Annotated in this window: 14 protein-coding genes; 8 read left to right on the top strand and 6 right to left on the bottom strand. The window is 67.8% G+C overall.

Annotation, left to right across the window (positions count from 1 at the left end; genetic code table 11):
- Positions 1 to 4 precede the first annotated feature (4 nt).
- The 3 genes from AC3A6Y_RS26820 to AC3A6Y_RS26810 all read right to left on the bottom strand — a co-directional run bounded on the left by AC3A6Y_RS26820 (position 5) and on the right by AC3A6Y_RS26810 (position 3,033).
- The gene (locus tag AC3A6Y_RS26820; RefSeq protein ID WP_487871286.1) at positions 5 to 967 is read right to left on the bottom strand and encodes a tripartite tricarboxylate transporter substrate binding protein; all 963 of its coding nucleotides are present in this window, start codon (positions 965 to 967) and stop codon (positions 5 to 7) included.
- A gap of 32 nt (positions 968 to 999) precedes the next feature.
- Positions 1,000 to 1,941 carry a Bug family tripartite tricarboxylate transporter substrate binding protein gene (locus AC3A6Y_RS26815; protein WP_487871285.1) on the bottom strand — a complete coding sequence of 314 codons (942 nt, stop codon included), beginning with the start codon at positions 1,939 to 1,941 and terminating at the stop codon, positions 1,000 to 1,002.
- 78 nt (positions 1,942 to 2,019) lie between these two features.
- On the bottom strand, positions 2,020 to 3,033 hold the full coding sequence (locus AC3A6Y_RS26810) for an amidohydrolase family protein (protein ID WP_487871284.1): 1,014 nt from the start codon (positions 3,031 to 3,033) through the stop codon (positions 2,020 to 2,022).
- Between the two features lie 196 nt (positions 3,034 to 3,229).
- On the opposite strand from AC3A6Y_RS26810, the gene AC3A6Y_RS26805 reads away from it, so the two are divergent.
- Together AC3A6Y_RS26805 and AC3A6Y_RS26800 are read left to right on the top strand one after the other, a co-directional pair.
- Positions 3,230 to 4,030 (top strand): IclR family transcriptional regulator, encoded by an 801-nt coding sequence (locus AC3A6Y_RS26805; RefSeq protein ID WP_487871283.1) that lies wholly within the window; start codon positions 3,230 to 3,232, stop codon positions 4,028 to 4,030.
- 197 nt (positions 4,031 to 4,227) lie between these two features.
- Positions 4,228 to 5,793: a phospholipase D family protein gene (locus tag AC3A6Y_RS26800; protein WP_487871282.1), complete on the top strand. Its 1,566-nt coding sequence runs from the start codon at positions 4,228 to 4,230 to the stop codon at positions 5,791 to 5,793.
- A 33-nt stretch (positions 5,794 to 5,826) separates the two neighbouring features.
- Here the strand turns inward: AC3A6Y_RS26800 and AC3A6Y_RS26795 are convergent, their stop codons facing one another.
- Positions 5,827 to 7,314 carry a cyclic nucleotide-binding domain-containing protein gene (locus AC3A6Y_RS26795; protein ID WP_487871281.1) on the bottom strand — a complete coding sequence of 496 codons (1,488 nt, stop codon included), beginning with the start codon at positions 7,312 to 7,314 and terminating at the stop codon, positions 5,827 to 5,829.
- Positions 7,315 to 7,462: 148 nt separating this feature from the next.
- Between AC3A6Y_RS26795 and AC3A6Y_RS26790 the strand changes: the two genes are divergently transcribed.
- The 6 genes from AC3A6Y_RS26790 to AC3A6Y_RS26765 all read left to right on the top strand — a co-directional run bounded on the left by AC3A6Y_RS26790 (position 7,463) and on the right by AC3A6Y_RS26765 (position 14,370).
- Positions 7,463 to 7,636, top strand: a complete 174-nt coding sequence (locus tag AC3A6Y_RS26790; protein WP_487871280.1) for a hypothetical protein — start codon at positions 7,463 to 7,465, stop codon at positions 7,634 to 7,636.
- A complete protein-coding gene (locus AC3A6Y_RS26785; protein WP_487871279.1) occupies positions 7,633 to 9,339 on the top strand; it encodes a patatin-like phospholipase family protein in 1,707 nt (568 codons plus the stop codon). Before AC3A6Y_RS26790 ends, AC3A6Y_RS26785 begins: the two co-directional genes overlap by 4 nt.
- A gap of 264 nt (positions 9,340 to 9,603) precedes the next feature.
- Positions 9,604 to 10,242: an aldehyde dehydrogenase iron-sulfur subunit PaoA gene (gene paoA / locus AC3A6Y_RS26780; protein WP_487871278.1), complete on the top strand. Its 639-nt coding sequence runs from the start codon at positions 9,604 to 9,606 to the stop codon at positions 10,240 to 10,242.
- Positions 10,239 to 11,189: an FAD binding domain-containing protein gene (locus tag AC3A6Y_RS26775; protein ID WP_487871277.1), complete on the top strand. Its 951-nt coding sequence runs from the start codon at positions 10,239 to 10,241 to the stop codon at positions 11,187 to 11,189. Before paoA ends, AC3A6Y_RS26775 begins: the two co-directional genes overlap by 4 nt.
- A gap of 2 nt (positions 11,190 to 11,191) precedes the next feature.
- Positions 11,192 to 13,405, top strand: a complete 2,214-nt coding sequence (gene paoC / locus AC3A6Y_RS26770; protein WP_487871276.1) for an aldehyde oxidoreductase molybdenum-binding subunit PaoC — start codon at positions 11,192 to 11,194, stop codon at positions 13,403 to 13,405.
- A 62-nt stretch (positions 13,406 to 13,467) separates the two neighbouring features.
- Positions 13,468 to 14,370 (top strand): AraC family transcriptional regulator, encoded by a 903-nt coding sequence (locus AC3A6Y_RS26765; RefSeq protein WP_487871275.1) that lies wholly within the window; start codon positions 13,468 to 13,470, stop codon positions 14,368 to 14,370.
- Here the strand turns inward: AC3A6Y_RS26765 and AC3A6Y_RS26760 are convergent.
- Together AC3A6Y_RS26760 and AC3A6Y_RS26755 are read right to left on the bottom strand one after the other, a co-directional pair.
- Positions 14,367 to 15,362: an alpha/beta hydrolase gene (locus AC3A6Y_RS26760; RefSeq protein ID WP_487871274.1), complete on the bottom strand. Its 996-nt coding sequence runs from the start codon at positions 15,360 to 15,362 to the stop codon at positions 14,367 to 14,369. The two genes, AC3A6Y_RS26765 and AC3A6Y_RS26760, sit on opposite strands and share 4 nt — an antisense overlap.
- Positions 15,363 to 15,367: 5 nt before the next feature.
- Positions 15,368 to 16,135, bottom strand: a complete 768-nt coding sequence (locus AC3A6Y_RS26755; RefSeq protein ID WP_487871273.1) for a coniferyl-alcohol dehydrogenase — start codon at positions 16,133 to 16,135, stop codon at positions 15,368 to 15,370.
- Positions 16,136 to 16,152: the final 17 nt, after the last annotated feature.

The raw sequence follows: 16,152 nt of genomic DNA, 5'->3' as shown, positions 1-16,152 counted from the left end.
CTCCTCAGTCGGCTTTGATGCCGGCCTGCTTGATGACAGTGGCCCAGCGCTGGATTTCGCTGTTCACCAGCTGCGTGGCCTGTGCCGGCGTGTTGGCGACGACGGTCATGCCCATCTCGGCGAACTTCTTCTTGGCCTCGGGTTGAGCGAGTGCAGCGTTGAACGACTTGTTGAGCTTGTCGATGGTTGCCTGGGGCGTACCTGCCGGCGCACCGATGCCAATCCAGTAGTCGATGTCCATCTTGGGCATACCGGCTTCCTTGGCGCTGGGTACATCGGGGAGCATTGCGTTGCGCTCGGCGCCCGTCACCATCAGGGCGCGCAGCTTGCCGCTCTTGATGTGCGGCAACGCGGTGGGGACCGAAGTGATGAGCGCCTGCACCTGGTTGCCCATCAAGTCCGTCAGCACAGCGCCGGCGCCCTTGTACGGAACGTGCACGATGTCCACGCCCGTGGTGCTCTTGAACAGCTCGCCTGCAAGATGGGTGTTCGTGCCATTGCCGCCTGACCCGTAGTTGAGCTTGCCCGGTTGGGCCTTGGCCAGTGCGACGAACTCTTGAACGTTCTTCGCCGGCACGGCGGGGTTGACCACCAGCACGTGAGGAACCTTGACGGCCGTCGTGACTTGCGTGAAAGCTTTCTGTGGGTCGAACGGGAGCGTGGGAATCAGCCCGGCAGCGATGGCATACGACAGCTCGACCGTCAGCAGAGTGGTTCCGTCTGGCGTGGAGCGTGCGGCCGCACCCCAGCCAACTACACCACCGCCGCCGGTGCGGTTGTCCACCACCATGGGGGCACCGGCGCCGGGTGCAGCGAACTGAGCGAGTGCGCGCGTTGCCAGGTCGGCGCTTCCGCCGGGTGCGTAGGGAACGATGATGGTGATGGGTTTCTGAGCAAGTGCCGATGCACTGAACAGGCCGGCCGCACCGGCAAGAACCAAGGCGCGACGGATAGAGCTGAACTTCATGAGGGTTCTCCTGGAATTGGTTGAAGGAAATCTCAGTCGAGCTTGGCACCCGACTCCTTGACCGCGGCGCCCCAACGGGTGTTTTCCGCCTTCAGGAAGGCGCCGAGTTCCGCGGGCGTGCCGCCGCGCGCCACGCTGCCCTCATCCTTCAGGCGGGCAACGACCTCGGGTCGCGCGAGTGCGGTGTTCATGACCTGATTCATCCTGGTAATCGCCTGAGACGGCGTGCCGGCAGGGGCGACGAGCGCCTTCCAGTCTTCCGCGACGAAACCCGGATAGCCGGATTCAGCGACGGTCGGGATGTTCGGCAGAACGTCGATACGCTTGAGCGACGTGACGGCGAGCGCGCGCAGCTTGCCGCCTTTGACCATCGAGATGATGCTGGGCGGAGTCGCGAAGTAGATGTCGGTCTGCCCGCCAAGCAAGTCATTCGTCGCCGGGCCGGCGCCCTTGTACGGCACGTGCATGACCTTGATGCCTGCCCGTTTGGCGAACATCTCGCCGCCGACATGACCTACGGTGCCGGTCCCCGCGGACGCCATCGACAGTTGCTTGGCCTCACCCTGCGTCTTGAGGTCTGCGAGGGATTTGATGGGCGAGTCTGCGCGCACCACCAGAACGAGGGGTTGCGAGGCCAGCAGCACCACGGGCTCGAAGTCCTTCAGCGCATCGAAGGGCATCTTGGTATAGAGCGTCGGGTTGATGGCCAGGTTGGCCGTCTGCCCCGCGCCGAAGGTGTAGCCATCCTTCTTGGCCTTGGCGACGGCGTCCATGCCGATGTTGCCGCCGGCGCCGGGCTTGTTGTCGACGATGAAGGTCCACTTGTCTCGCAAGGTCACTTCGTTCGCGACCAGGCGCGTCAGCACGTCGGTGCCACCGGCGGGCGGGAACGGCACAACGAGCTTGATGGGCTGTGACGGATAAGCGGCTTGGGCGCTGGCGGCTGCCCCGCAAAGCGCGAACGCGGCGAACATGGCGAGGCGGAAGGCTTGCTTCTGTGATTTCAAGGGAAGTCTCCTGATGGATGTGGACAGCGGGAATGGGCGAGGGCGTCAGGCAAGTCGGTACACGCGACTTGCCGTCCCCTCGAACAGCGCTCGCCGCTCATCGGCACCCGCGCTGGAGGTCAGTCGTTTGAAGGCGTTCCAGCACGTGGCGTAGCTGTAGGAACCCTTGTCGACAGGGAAATTGCTTTCGAACATGCAGCGGTCTGCACCGAACAGCTCTATGCAGGGCTCCATCCATGGTCGCCATGTGTCGACCAGTTGGTGGGAAGTAGGCGGTGTTGCGCCCCTCTCGAACTCGAAGCCGTTGATGCGCATGCCGAGGCCACCGAGCTTCACGTAGACGTTGGGCAGCTTCGCGAGTTGGCGCATACCTTGCAGCCATGTCTCGAACACCTGCGAGCGGAAGCTCTCGTAGGCTCCAATTCGAACGATGCCGCCGCAGTGGTTGATGACCACAGGGGTGTCTGGTGCGGCTTTGGCGAGCTCGAACAGCTCGGGCAGTTGGTGAAAGAACAGCCAGGCGTCGTAGGAAAGACCAAGTTCGGCCAACTGCGCGACGCCCTCGCGGTAGCCCTTGTCCACGAGCAGGCCTTTCGGCGCGGCGGACAACGGGTTGACGAGGGACGAATCCGCGTCCCAGGTGCTCAGATGGCGCACGCCTCTGAACCGGCCTTGGCCCGCTTGGACATGAGCCTCGAGGACTTCGCGCACAACAGCGCCCAGCCGAAGATCCGCATGGCCAACGATGGCCTTGGCAACTTCGGGAGCGCCACTGGCGTGCTGCCGGGCAACCGCAGAAACAAATTCAGTTTCGCCAACCGGCTTGAGGGCGGCGGGCCCATCGGCTCGATAGCGGGTCTGAGCCTGCATGTACACCGATGCGACGATGTTGTGGCCTGTGCGCGTGTCCTCCAGGAAATCTTCAGCCAGGTAGGTCCAGGCGGGTCGCTCGTAGAAGTGATGGTGGGCGTCGACGATGCGAAGGCCAGGCTCAAGGACTTCCTCCTGGTGCATGGCAAGCCAATCCGGGCGAACGGCGAAGTAGTTGGTACTGCTCATCTTTGTCTCCAGGGCATCTGATATAGTTCTATTGAATAGAACTGTGATCTGTGTAATAGAACTATAAGCGCGAACTTGCACCTTTCAGATGCGGGTAAACCCTTTGATAGGTGGTTCCTTGGCCGCGGCGGTGGCCATGTCACACTGAGGTCCGCAGCTCTGAAAGAAGCGCGTTCACGATTGCCTGGGGATTCCCATGACCGAACCAAAGCCCACCGCACAAACTGCCGACAACGCCGAATCCAGCGGCGTTGCGGTGTTGGACAGGGCCTTTTCGCTGCTCGCCGCCTTTGGCGCAACGGACGCGGCGTTGACACTCACCGAGCTGTCGAAGAGGACCGGGCTCTACAAGAGCACGGTGTTGCGCTTGCTATCGGCGCTCGAACACGGTGGCTTCATTCGCAAGCTGGCCGATGGGCAGTACGCGATCGGTCCGCAGCCGCTTCGCTTGGCTTCGATTTATCAGCGCTCGTTCCAGGTGGGGCATGTCATCGAGCCCATCCTGAAGCAGTTGAGCGTCGCGACGGGCGAGACCGCATCCTTCTACGTCAGGCATGGGGACAAGCGAATCGCGCTCTTCCGGGTCGAACCTTCCAGAGCGGTTCGTGCGTCGGTGCAGATAGGCCAGGAATACGCGGTCGCGCAGGGTGCATCGGGCAAGGTGCTGCTTGCGTTCTCGCTACCTGCACGCCCCGAATTTCAAGCCATTCGCGAGCAGTACTGGGCAGTGTCTTATGGGGAGCGAGACCCCGAGACTGCATCAGTTGCCGCGCCGGTGTTTGGCGTGACCGGGGAACTCCAAGGGGCGTTGGCTATTTCGGGGCCGCGGGCGCGGCTCGCCCCTTGCGAGACCATGTACGAAGCATGTCGTCATGTGCTGGAGGCAGCTCGCGAGGCAACGATGGCCCTCGGAGGGCTTGCAACTCACTATGCGCAGAGTCTCGAGCGAATGACTGCCGAAAGCTTCGCCGCACCCACAGCAGCCTTGGTCAGCTGACAACCGCGTCACCGCCGGGAAGTGACCGACCTTCTGCGCAAGTTCTGCGGCGACCATGAAGGTCGGCTTTTGGCCGAGTGCCGGCGTTGGCTCGAGCAAGGGAGCTTTGGACAAGCAGGGCCTTCCGCTGCCCTGTGGATGGCGTCAGAATTGCGGCGAACGCTCGCTTCCGGGCGATGCGGTTCGGAGCCGAAGCCATGAGACGCTGGTTGACTGCCCTCTTCGTGCTGCTGCTCGCCGGCTGCACAATGCTGCCGCCGCGCATCGCGCAGCCTGCCAGCAGCGCCATCGCCGATACCGGCGACACGCCTCTCGGGCGCATTGCTGCGGCGAGTCTGGCTGAGGCACCCGGTGGCAATTCGGGCTTCATGCTGTTGCCGAGCGGCGAAATGGCCTTCGATGCGCGCCTCGCGCTGGCGGAGGCCGCCACACGCTCGATCGACGTCCAGTACTACCACATCCACGCCGATACCGCCGGCGCGGCCTTCCTGGGGGCGCTGCGCGATGCCGCGGTGCGCGGCGTGCGCGTGCGGCTGCTGGTGGACGACTACCACGCCGGCGATCTGTACCCCATGCTGCGGGGCCTGGCCGCGTTTCCGAACGCCGAAGTGCGCCTGTTCAACCCGCTGCCCGAGCGCTACGGCACGCCGATCCGTCGCTTGCTGCTGTCGCTGCACGATTTCACGCGCGTCAACCGTCGCATGCACAACAAGCTCTTCGTCGCCGACAACCAGTTCGCCGTCTACGGCGGGCGCAATATCGCCGACGAATATTTCACGCGCCATGGCGAGGCCAACTTCATCGACCTCGACGTCCTCTCCGCCGGCACCGTCGTGCGCGAGCTGTCGGCAAGCTTCGACCGCTACTGGAACAGCGAACAGGTGTGGGCGCTGGAGCAGAGGCTGCACGCTCTGGAACGCGCCGCCAAACCCGCCGAGCGGCGCGCCGACTTCGACGTGCAGCAGAAAAGGATCGCCGGCCCACCGCCTAACGTGCCACCGCTGGACTACCTGGGCCAGAGAACGGTTCGCGTGCAGATCGCGCAGGGCCGGGTGCGACTGCTGGCCGGCAGTGCCCGCGTGCACGACGACCCGCCCGACAAGGTGCTCCAACCCGTGGACCCGAACAAGGCCAGCCCGGCGATGCGGACCAAGCTCGACGTGATCGCCGCCGCGCGCGAGGAAGTGGTCATCGTCAATCCTTATTTCCTGCCCGGCCCGGTGGGCCTGCGCATGATGGGCGAGGCCCAAAAGCGCGGCACGCGTGTGTTGATCGTCACCAACTCGCTGGGCTCCACCGACGAACCTCTGGTGTACCGCGCCTACTCGCGCTACCGCGCCGACATGCTGCGGCTGGGCGTGCAGGTGTACGAGTTCGGTCCCGACCTGGTGCGGCGGTCGAACACCTTCGGGGTCTTCGGCAAATCCACGCCGCGCCTGCACGCCAAGGTGGTGGGCGTGGACCGGCGCTGGATGGTGGTGGGCTCGGTCAACCTCGATCTTCGCTCGGCAGTGCTGAACACCGAGTTGGGCGTCACCATCGACTGCGCGGCGCTCACGCGTCAGGCGCTCGGCCTGCTGCGCGCCGATTCCTTCGCCAGCATGTACCGGCTCCAGCTTGGCGAAGACGGCCAGACGGTCGAATGGCATCTGCGCGACGACAGCGGCAAGACGCAGGTGCGGCACGACGAGCCGCACGCGAGCCTGTGGCAAGGCATTTCGCTGTGGCTGCAATCGTTGTTCGTGTCCGAGAGCGACTTGTAGCCGGCCCCCGCCGGAGTCCCTTGCATCCGAGGTTCATCGACGCGCGATGCGCACGATGCGCGCCGCGCCGATGGCCGTCACTGCCATCGCCTGCTTCGTATCGAAGAAGGCGGGCGCGCGCACGACGGTCGATGTGCCGGCCTGCTCGACCTGCACGGTGCCCAGCAGCACGAGCAAGAGCTCGCCGGCGCTCACCTCGGCGCGCTCGCCGGCGGCCAGCGGCTGGTGCTGCCCCGCGTCGACGACCGCCAGCCGCGCCGCGCGCTCCATCGTCTTCCACGCCGGCAGGCCACGCACGCAGTCGTCGAAGCGCCGCGCCGCGAAGTTCTTCCAGAGGATCTCGCTCAGTTTCGGATGCGCTTCGAGGATGGAGAACAAGGCAGCGCGCGAAATCTGGATGAGCAGCGTGGCGGTGGCGGTGCGCAACGAGGCACTGCGCCGTTCGCCGCTGAGCATGGCGATCTCGCCGAACATGTCGCCGCTGGCCAGCTCGTCGATGATGGCGTCTTTGCCTTCGCCTGCGCCGTTGGCATCGGCCAGCACGTAGACGGCGCCGCGCGCAATCACGTAGAGCTCGTTGCCGGGGTCGCCGGCACGGAAGATTATTTTTCCCGCGGGGAGCGCAACGATCTGCGCGCTGCGTGCCAGCGTGGCGAGGCTGGGTGCGTCGAACGAGCCGAACAGTGCGGTCGTCTTCAGACGCCGGACGACCTCGGCCGGGCGCAGCAGGTGGCCGCCGATGGGCAGGCGGTACAGCGTCACCATCAAGCCCTCCTTGCGCCGCGTGTAGCGCTCGGCGAAGAAGGTCGAGATCATGTGCCAGACGTTGTGAGCATCGACCTTGATCAGCGTGACGAGTCCATCGCCTTCGCTGTAGCCGGGGTTGGCTTCGATGAAGAAGCGCGCCGCGGGCTTGTCGCAGTTGCGCCAGTAGTTGCGCTCGACCTCGGAGTCGCGCGTGATCCAGTGCACTTGTCGCGTCAGCGGGTTGTCGGGGCTCACGCGCTCGAGGCCGAACGAGTTCGCCAGCTCGTCCATGAAGGCGAGCACGGCCGGCGGCGGCGGATGCCGGCTGCTCGGCCAGATCACGTCGAAGTGCTTGGCAAACAGGCAATAGCTCGAAGGGTGCACCAGCGAGCCGAGGTAGTAGAAGCGCCGCCCGAGGTAGCGCAGCAGGTAAGGCACGCCGAGCTTGAGGCCGAAGCGCATGTTGGTATTGCCACCCCGGTAAGCGCGCAGCGTACCGGCCTCGGCACGAAAGATGGCGCTCGCCTTGCCGGCCAGTTCGCGCTCGAAGACGTGCAGCGCGAAGTAGCCGACGATCTCGCCTGCGTCGTTGCGGTGCACGTTGATCCAGGTGTGCTCGGCCGGCGACTCGACCACGTACTTCGCGAACGAGTCGCGGCTGACGCCGTCGAACACCTCGCAATGGACCTTGTACAGCGCATCGATGAACTCTTGCCGCGCGGCGGGGTCGAGCTTGCTCGGGACGACGATGGCGGATTTGGCGATCTTCGGCATGGGTGTCGGGCGCTGCGGACCGCCGTCGAACCGCCGGAAGTTCGAAGGCCGGCGGGTTGCACGCGTGGCGGATGGGACGAACGATTTTGCCCCACGGCACGCCCGACCCGATCGCCGTGGCGCCCTCGCGCCGCGGCATACTGGCGGGATGCTCGCCGAGCCGCCCTCCCTTTGCAGCCGCCGGACGCTTCCGGCCGAGGCGCTCGCAGTCCTCGCCGAAGGTTGCGGGTTCCTGCTGCTCGGCGTGCCCGCCGCGCCGATTGCCCTGCCGATCGAGAACGTCGCGCGCCGGGACGCCCTGGTGCCAGGCCTGGCGCGATGACGCCTGCGCTCGCCCTTCACCCGCTGTTCGCCGGCATTTCGTCCGAGGCGCTCGCCTCCCTTGAACGATGTCTGCAAACGCGTCGCTTCGATGCGGGCGACATCATCCTGCGCGCCGGCGTGCCGTCGGCCGAGCTGTTCGGGCTGATCGAAGGCGCTGTGCGCGTCGAGCTGGCCGGGGGTGGCCGGCGGCTGCTGCTGTTGCCGCCCCAGTGCTTCGGCGAACTGTCGGCGCTGACCGGCGATCCCGTCTCGGCCAACGTCGTCGCCCAGCGCGATGTGCGAACCTGGGTCCTCTCGGCCCCCGTTCTCTTGGAGGCGATGGCGCAGGAGGTCGCGTTCTTCCGCAATGTCGCGACCTTGCTGGGGCTGCGCCTTCGCGAGCGCACGCGCCGTGCGCAGGCGGCGCGGCCGCGCGTCGTGCTGGTGCCGACGGGGGAGGACGGCGACCCGATCCTGCTGGCGGCGCTTGCCCGCGGTTTGCAGCACTACGCGCCCGGCTCCGAGCACGACGAGTCGGGCGACGACGCGGCAAGCGGCGCGCAGCGCATTCGCCGCTGGCGCGACCTTGGGCCGAGCGACGCAGTGCTGCTGCTCGGGTCCGGCCAGGCCGGCAGCGCGGCGTTGCTGGCGGAGCTCGATGCCGATGACGCGTTGCTGGTCACCGCGGACGATCTGCGCCGCCTCCCGGATACGCACGCCGCCCCCGTCGTCTGGCGCCCGGGTGCGCTCTCCGGGGCGGCGGCACTGCAGCGCTGGTGCCACGCGGTGCCGCGCGACGAGGTTGACGCTGCGGCATCGGGCGGCGACTGGTCGCGGGCGCGCCAGCCGGCGCTCGATCACCTCGTGCGGCGGCTTTGCGGCCGCGAGGTGGGCGTGGCCATGAGCGTGGGCGCGGCTGCCGGGCTGGCGCACCTGGGGGTGCTCGAGGTCCTGGAAAGCGACGGGCTGCCGATCGACTTCCTTTGCGGCTCGAGCATGGGGGGCGCGGTGGCACTGGCCTTTGCCCGATTCGGCAGCGCGCGCGCGGCGACCGACAACGTCCTGCGCGTGGTCGCGGAGTTCGCGCGCGCCAGGGGCATGCAATGGTTGCCGCGCGCCTCGCTCATCTCCGCATCGCGCCTGACCACGCTCACCCGCGAGCTGTATGGCGATGCCACGTTTGCGCAGTTGCGGGTGCCGGTCGCTGTCGTCGCGGCCGACCTGACGATGGGCAAGCGTGCCGTGCTCGACAGCGGCGCCGTGGCGCCGGCGGCACGGGCCACGGCGGCGATCCCGGGGGTGTTCGCCGCGGTCCGGCTCGGCGACTCGATCCTCGTCGACGGCGCGGTCGTGTCGCGCCTGCCGGTCGACCTGCTCGCCGCGCGCGGCTGCGGCTTCAGGCTCGCCGCGCTGGTCCGACCCACCTATCCCGAGGCGGCCCCCGATGCTGCGCGCGCGGCCGATCGCTTCGAACAGCGACTGCGTCGCCCGTTCGGCCTGCGCGCCGCGATGGGCGGTGCGTGGCGCTTGCAGGGCTGGTGGGACGCCGCCGCCCAGGCCGATCGCGCCGACCTGTCGCTGACCGTTCCGATCCCGGTCGGCGAAGGCTTCAACTTTGCGGCGGCCGAAGCCATGGTCGAGTGTGGCCGGCGCACGGCGCTGGAGCGCCTGCCGCAGATCCGCCTGGCGATGCAGCAGGTGCTGGCGCCAGGGGTGCCTTGACGGTACGCAGCCGGGCGTGGGCCGCCGGCACCCCGTAGTCGACCTGCGCCATAGACCGGTCAACCTCGACAAAGCTTCGGGGCCTTGTTCAGGGACCAAATGGCCCAGAGCATATTTTTGTGTCCTGCCTCATCGCCACCGACGCAGAACGCAGCTCAGTAGTTTTAGGCAAGAACGCGCGAATTTCCGACAAACGGCCCGGAAGCGGTGGGAGGACACTGGCCGATTCGGCATCACGCTCGTCCCACGAACACAGGAGCTGACATGGACAGTCCCGAAACCCCATTGATCTCGCGACGCGACGCACTCATCGTCGGCGCCGCAGCCGCCGCGGCGGTGTCGACGGCGCCCGCTGCGGCCGCGCCGGCCCCGGCATCCGCCGCTGCCGTGCCGCTCGCGAAGCTCTCGCTGAGCGTCAACGGCCAGGCTCGTACCCTCGAGCTCGATACGCGGGTGACCTTGCTCGACGCACTGCGCGAGCACCTGCACCTGACCGGCACCAAGAAAGGCTGCGACCACGGGCAGTGCGGCGCCTGCACCGTGATCGTCGACGGCAGGCGCATCAACGCCTGCCTGACGCTCGCCGTCATGCACGAGGGCGCGCAGGTCACCACCATCGAAGGTCTGGGCACGCCGCAGCGCATGCATCCGATGCAGGCCGCATTCGTCAAGCATGACGGCTACCAGTGCGGCTACTGCACGCCCGGCCAGATCTGCTCGGCCGTCTCGGTCCTCGACGAGATCAAGCGCGGGGTCCCCAGCCACGTGAGCGCCGATCTCACGGCCCGTCCTCTGCTTTCCGCCGAAGAGCTGCGCGAGCGCATGAGCGGCAACATCTGCCGCTGCGGCGCCTACTCCAACATCGTCGACGCCATGACGGAAGTGGCGGGGAGCAGAACATGAAGCCGTTCACCTACGAGCGGGCGCAATCCCCGGCGCAGGCCGCCGCCGCCGTCGCACGGAGCCCGGGTGCCAAGTTCATCGCCGGCGGCACCAACCTGCTGGACCTGATGAAGCTGCAGATCGAGGCGCCGACGCACCTGGTCGACGTGAACGGTCTGGCCCTCGACAAGATCGAGCCGACGGGCGAGGGCGGCTTGCGCATCGGTGCCCTGGTGCGCAACACCGACCTGGCCGCCGACGAGCGCGTGCGGCGCGACTACGGCGTGCTGTCCCGTGCGCTGCTGGCCGGCGCCTCCGGCCAGTTGCGCAACAAGGCAAGCACCGCGGGCAACCTGCTGCAGCGCACGCGCTGCCCCTATTTCTATGACACGGACCAGCCCTGCAACAAGCGCCAGCCCGGAAGCGGCTGCAGCGCCATGGGCGGTGCGAGTCGCCAGCTCGCGGTGATCGGCTCGAGCAAGGCCTGCATCGCAACGCACCCCAGCGACATGGCCGTGGCCATGCGCGTGCTCGACGCAGCCGTCGAGACCGTACGCCCCGATGGCCGCACACGCGTGATCCCGATCGCCGATTTCCACCGCCTGCCCGGCGACACGCCGCACATCGAGACGGCGCTGGAGCGGGATGAACTGATCACCGCCGTCACGCTGCCACGGCCGGTCGGCGGCGCCCACATCTATCGCAAGGTTCGCGACCGCGCTTCCTATGCCTTCGCGCTCGTTTCCGTCGCGGCGATCGTGCAGCGCGACGGGTCGGGCCGGGTGGCACTGGGCGGCGTGGCCCACAAGCCGTGGCGCGTCGAGGCGGCGGAGGCCGCGATGCCGCAGGGCGCCAAGGCGGTGACGGCGCAGCTGTTGGCCGGTGCGCAGCCGTCCCACGAGAACGCATTCAAGTTGCCACTGGCCGAGCGCACGCTGGCCGCCGCGCTGCTGCAGGCGAGGAGCTGATCATGAAATTCGACACCCCCGCCACAACCAACCCGATCGATCAGCTGAAGGTGATCGGCAAGCCCACCGACCGCATCGACGGCCCCCTCAAGACCACGGGCACCGCGCCCTACGCGTACGAGCGGCACGATGTGGCGCCCAACGCGGCCTATGGCTACGTGGTCGGCGCCGGCATTGCGAAGGGCCGTATCGCGTCGATGGACCTGGCCTCCGCCCGTGCGGCGCCGGGCGTGCTCGCCATCGTCACCTCGCGCAATGCCGGCAAGCTCGGCAAGGGCGACTTCAACACGGCCAAGCTCCTGGGCGGGCCGGCGATCGACCACTACCACCAGGCGGTGGCACTCGTCGTCGCGAACACCTTCGAACAGGCGCGTGCCGCGGCGCAGCTGGTGCGCATCGAATACACACGGTCGCCGGGGCGCTTCGATCTGGCCGCAGAGAAGGACGCGGCGCAATTGCCCAAGCCGAACCCCTTCTCCGGCGAGCCGGAAACGAAAGTGGGTGATTTCGCCGGCGCCTTCGCCGCGGCCCCGGTGCAGTTGGATGCGACCTACACCACGCCCGACGAGTCGCACGCGATGATGGAGCCGCACGCCTCGGTGGCCGCCTGGAAGGGAGACAAGCTCACCGTCTGGACATCGAACCAGATGATTGCCTGGGGCGTCGGCGATGTGGCCAAGACGCTCGGCATCCCCCAGGCCAATGTCCGACTGGTCTCGCCCTTCATCGGTGGCGGCTTCGGCGGCAAGCTGTTCGTGCGCGCGGATGCGGTGCTCGCCGCGCTCGGCGCGCGGGCCGCCCGTCGGCCGGTGAAGGTCGCGCTTCAGCGGCCGCTGATGATGAACAACACCACGCACCGGCCAGCCACCATCCAGCGCATCCGCATCGGTGCCACCCGCGACGGCAAGATCACCGCCATGGCCCACGAGGGCTGGTCCGGCGACCTGCCGGGTGGGCAGGCGGAGACCGCGGTCAATCAGACCCGGCTGCTGTACGCCGGCGCGAACCGCCTGACGACCACGCGGCTGGCGGTGCTGGATCTACCCGAGGGCAACGCCATGCGCGCTCCCGGCGAGGCGCCGGGCATGATGGCGCTGGAGATCGCCATGGACGAGATGGCGGAAAAGCTGGGTCTCGACCCGCTCGAGTTTCGAGTGCGCAACGACACCCAGGTCGATCCCGAGAAGCCGGAGCGCCCGTACTCCCAACGCAAGTTGATCGAATGCATGCGCACCGGGGCCGAGCGCTTCGAATGGAGCAAGCGCAACGCGCGGCCGGGACAGCAGCGCGACGGCCGCTGGCTCGTGGGCATGGGCATGGCCGCGGCATTCCGAAACAACCTGCTGACGAAGTCGGCCGCGCGCGTGCGCCTGGACAACCGGGGCATCGTGACGGTGGAAACCGACATGACCGACATCGGAACCGGGACGTACACCATCATCGCGCAGACCGCCGCCGAAACGATGGGCGTGCCGCTGCAGAAGGTGCTCGTGCGCCTCGGCGACTCGTCCTTTCCCGTCTCGGCCGGCTCGGGCGGGCAGTGGGGTGCCAACAATTCGACCTCCGGCGTCTACGCCGCCTGCATGAAGCTGCGCGAGGCCGTGGCGAGGAAGCTTGGCATCGCGGCGGCGGGCGACGCGGAGTTCTCGGACGGCATGGTGCGCGCCGGCGAGCGCGCGGTGCCGCTCGCCGAGGCGGCCGGCCCGAACGGCCTGGTCGCCGAGGACGGCATCGAGTACGGTGATCTCGACAAGAAGTACCAGCAGTCCACCTTCGGCGCCCATTTCGTGGAGGTCGGCGTCGACGCCGCGACCGGCGAGATCCGGGTGCGGCGCATGCTCGCCGTGTGTGCCGCCGGGCGCATCCTGAACCCCAAGTCCGCCCGCAGCCAGGTGATCGGCGCCATGACGATGGGCGTCGGAGCGGCGCTGATGGAGGACCTCGCGCTCGACAAGCGGCACGGCTTCTTCGTCAACCACGACTTGGCGGCCTACGAGGTGCCGGTGCATGCCGACATTCCCCACCAGGAAGTGATCTTCCTGGACGAGACGGACCCGATCTCTTCGCCCATGAAGGCCAAGGGTGTGGGGGAGCTCGGCATGTGCGGCGTCGCTGCCGCCGTGGCCAATGCGGTCTACAACGCGACGGGCATCCGCGTGCGCGAGTATCCGATCACGCTCGACAAGTTGCTGGATCGCCTGCCGCCGGTGGCGTGACAGGAGCACGTCCGGCTGCAATGGAAAATTCAAAAGCCAGGTCCGGGCACGAGGGAGCATGCATGCTGGAGAGGGTTCAGGAGCAATTGATCGGCGCCATCAGCCGATGGACCGAAGGAAAGGAAGAGTGCCCGACCGCGGTCCCGAACCTGCTGCTGTTCAGGCGAGAGGCACCCTCCGAGCCTTGTCTTTGCATCTTGGGGCCCAGCATCGTTCTCGTCGTCCAGGGGGCGAAGCAGCTGCTGATCGGCGACCGCGCCTATGTGTACGACCCTCGGCGCTTCCTGATCGCATCGCTGGACCTGCCGGCCAGTTCGCAGATTCTCGAAGCCAGTCCGCAGAAGCCTTGCCTGGGACTGGTGTTCGGGCTGGATCTGCGCGTCACGGCCGAGCTCATTGCTCAAGGCGGATTGTCCGCGCCCCGCGAGCCTGCCGAAGACGGCAGCGCGGCGCTCGGCACGATCAGCCTGCCCGTGCTGGAACCCTTCAGCCGGCTGCTCGCGATGCTCGACGAGCCCCGGTCCCTTCCGGTGCTGGCGCCGCTCATCGAGCGCGAGATCCACTACCGGCTGCTCACCAGCGACCGGGCGGCACGGCTTTGGCAGGTCGCCTCGGCCGGCAGCCAGAGCCAGCGCATCGTCCGGGCGACCGGCTGGCTGAAGGCGAACTTCTCGCAGCCGCTGCGCATCGACGAACTCGCCGCTCACGTGCAGATGAGCGTGTCGAGGCTGCACCATCACTTCCGCCAGCTCACGTCGATGAGCCCGCTGCAGTACCAGAAGTGGCTGCGCCTGAATGAAGCAAGGCGCCTGATGCTGAACGAGCGCTTCGATGCCGCCAGCGCAGCCTTCCACGTCGGCTACGAAAGCCCCTCGCACTTCAGCCGCGAGTACAGCCGTGCGTTCGGCATGCCGCCCAAGCGGGACGTCGAGGGCCTGCGCCTCAAGGGCGACCACGGGCCTTAGCGCGAGGTTCCCGTCGCTCTGCTTCGACGCAACTGCGAGCGCAACCACGCAGCCAGGTCGGCCAGCACCTGATTGCCCACCGGCGACACCGCGGTGAAGTGAATGCAGGCGTGGATGGCACTGGCGTAGTGGCGGTGCTCGGTCGGCACACCGGCCTGCGCAATGCGCAGCGCCAGCGCGTGGCCTTCGTCGCGCAGCGGGTCGTGGCCCATGGTTGCCAGCCAGGTGGGCGGCAGGGTGTCCAGTGCCTGCGCGTGCAACAAGGCGAAATCGGGGTGCCGCGCCAGCGCCTGGCGCCCGCCGAGGTAGCAGTCGATGAACCATCGCATGACGCCGGTCGTGAGGAACTTGCCTTCGCCGTTCTCGGCCATCGAAGGGCTCGGTTCGCCGTAGTGCTGGGCAACGGGATAGATGAGGCCCAGCGCTCGCGGCGCCACCGCACCGGCGGCCCGCAGCGCCGCCACGGTGGCGAGCTGCGCGCCCGCGCTGTCCCCGGCCAGCGCGAGGCGCGACGGGTCGGCGCCGAGCTCGCGCGCGTGCGCGGCCACCCAGCGCAGCGCGCAGGCCACGTCGTCCACCGCCGCCGGAAAGGGATGCTCCGGCGCCAGGCGGTAGTCCACCGCCACCACCACGGCGGCCACGTCGTGGCTCAAGGTGCGGCAGACCTTGTCGTGGGTCTCGAGATCGCCGATCACGAAGCCGCCCCCATGCACATAAAGCAGCAAGGGAAGCGGCCCTTCTGCGTCGGGCTGGTAGATGCGCAGCGTCAACGAGCTGCAGGGTCCCTCGATGACGCGGTCGTTCGCCGATGCGATGGCCGGCGCGGGCAGCCCCAGGCCGGCGGCCAGGTCGCGGTAGATCTGGCGCGCCGCCGGCAGCGGCAGCGTCTCGAGCGGCGGATTGCCCTGGGCGGCGGCTTGCGCCAGGAAGGCCGCCAAAGCCGGGTCCAGGGGCGCCGTGTCGAGCGCGGCCGGAATGGTGGTGTCGGTCATGCGGGTCAGATGTAGGTCGATGCCAGCCCACCGTCGACGGGGATGTTGGCGCCGCTGATCCAGCGGGCCTGGTCGCTGCACAGCCACGCGATCACCGGCGCGATCTCGTCGGCGAAGCCGGGGCGCAGCATGCGATGCGAATCGGCCTGCACCCGCTCCTGGCCGAGCATGCTCACGAAGTCGCCGAGGATCGGCGTGAACACCGGACCCGGCGCGACGCAGTTCATGCGCACGCCGTATTCCAGAAACCATTTCTGCGACTGCGTGGCGCTCCAGACGATCAGCGCTTCCTTGAAGTACTGGTAGCAGGTCTCCTGCGGCACGGGGTGGTCGCGCAGCCAATGGGCCCCGGCCTCGAAGCCTCGAGCGGCGGCCAGGGCCTTGTGCGGCGCCAATCGCTGCGCCCATTCGGCGCCGAGGATCGAGGCCACGTTCACGATGGAGCCGCCACGCGGCATGCGCGGCAGCGCCTGTTCCGTCAGATGGCGAAGGCCGAGGTAGTTGATGTCGGCGACGAGCTTGACGGGCGCCGTGCCGGGCACGCCGGCGATGTTGCAGAGTGCGTCCAGGCGCTCGGGCAGTTGCGCGACGGCCGCATCGATGGCGGCGGCGGAGCGGAGGTCGGCCTGGACGAAGCCGTCGAGCGTGAGGCTGGGATCGTTGCGGTCCATCCCGATGACGCGGGCGCCGGCAAAGCGCGCGATGCGCGCCACCTCGGCGCCGATGCCCGACGACACGCCGGTGACGACGATGGTCTTTCCTTGAAGCTGCATGTGATGTCTCCTCGCGG

It is taken from the genome of Variovorax sp. Soil_C_17, from assembly GCF_057657265.1.
Note: the sequence above shows the minus strand (reverse complement) of the source record. Positions and strands in the feature narration are given on the sequence as shown.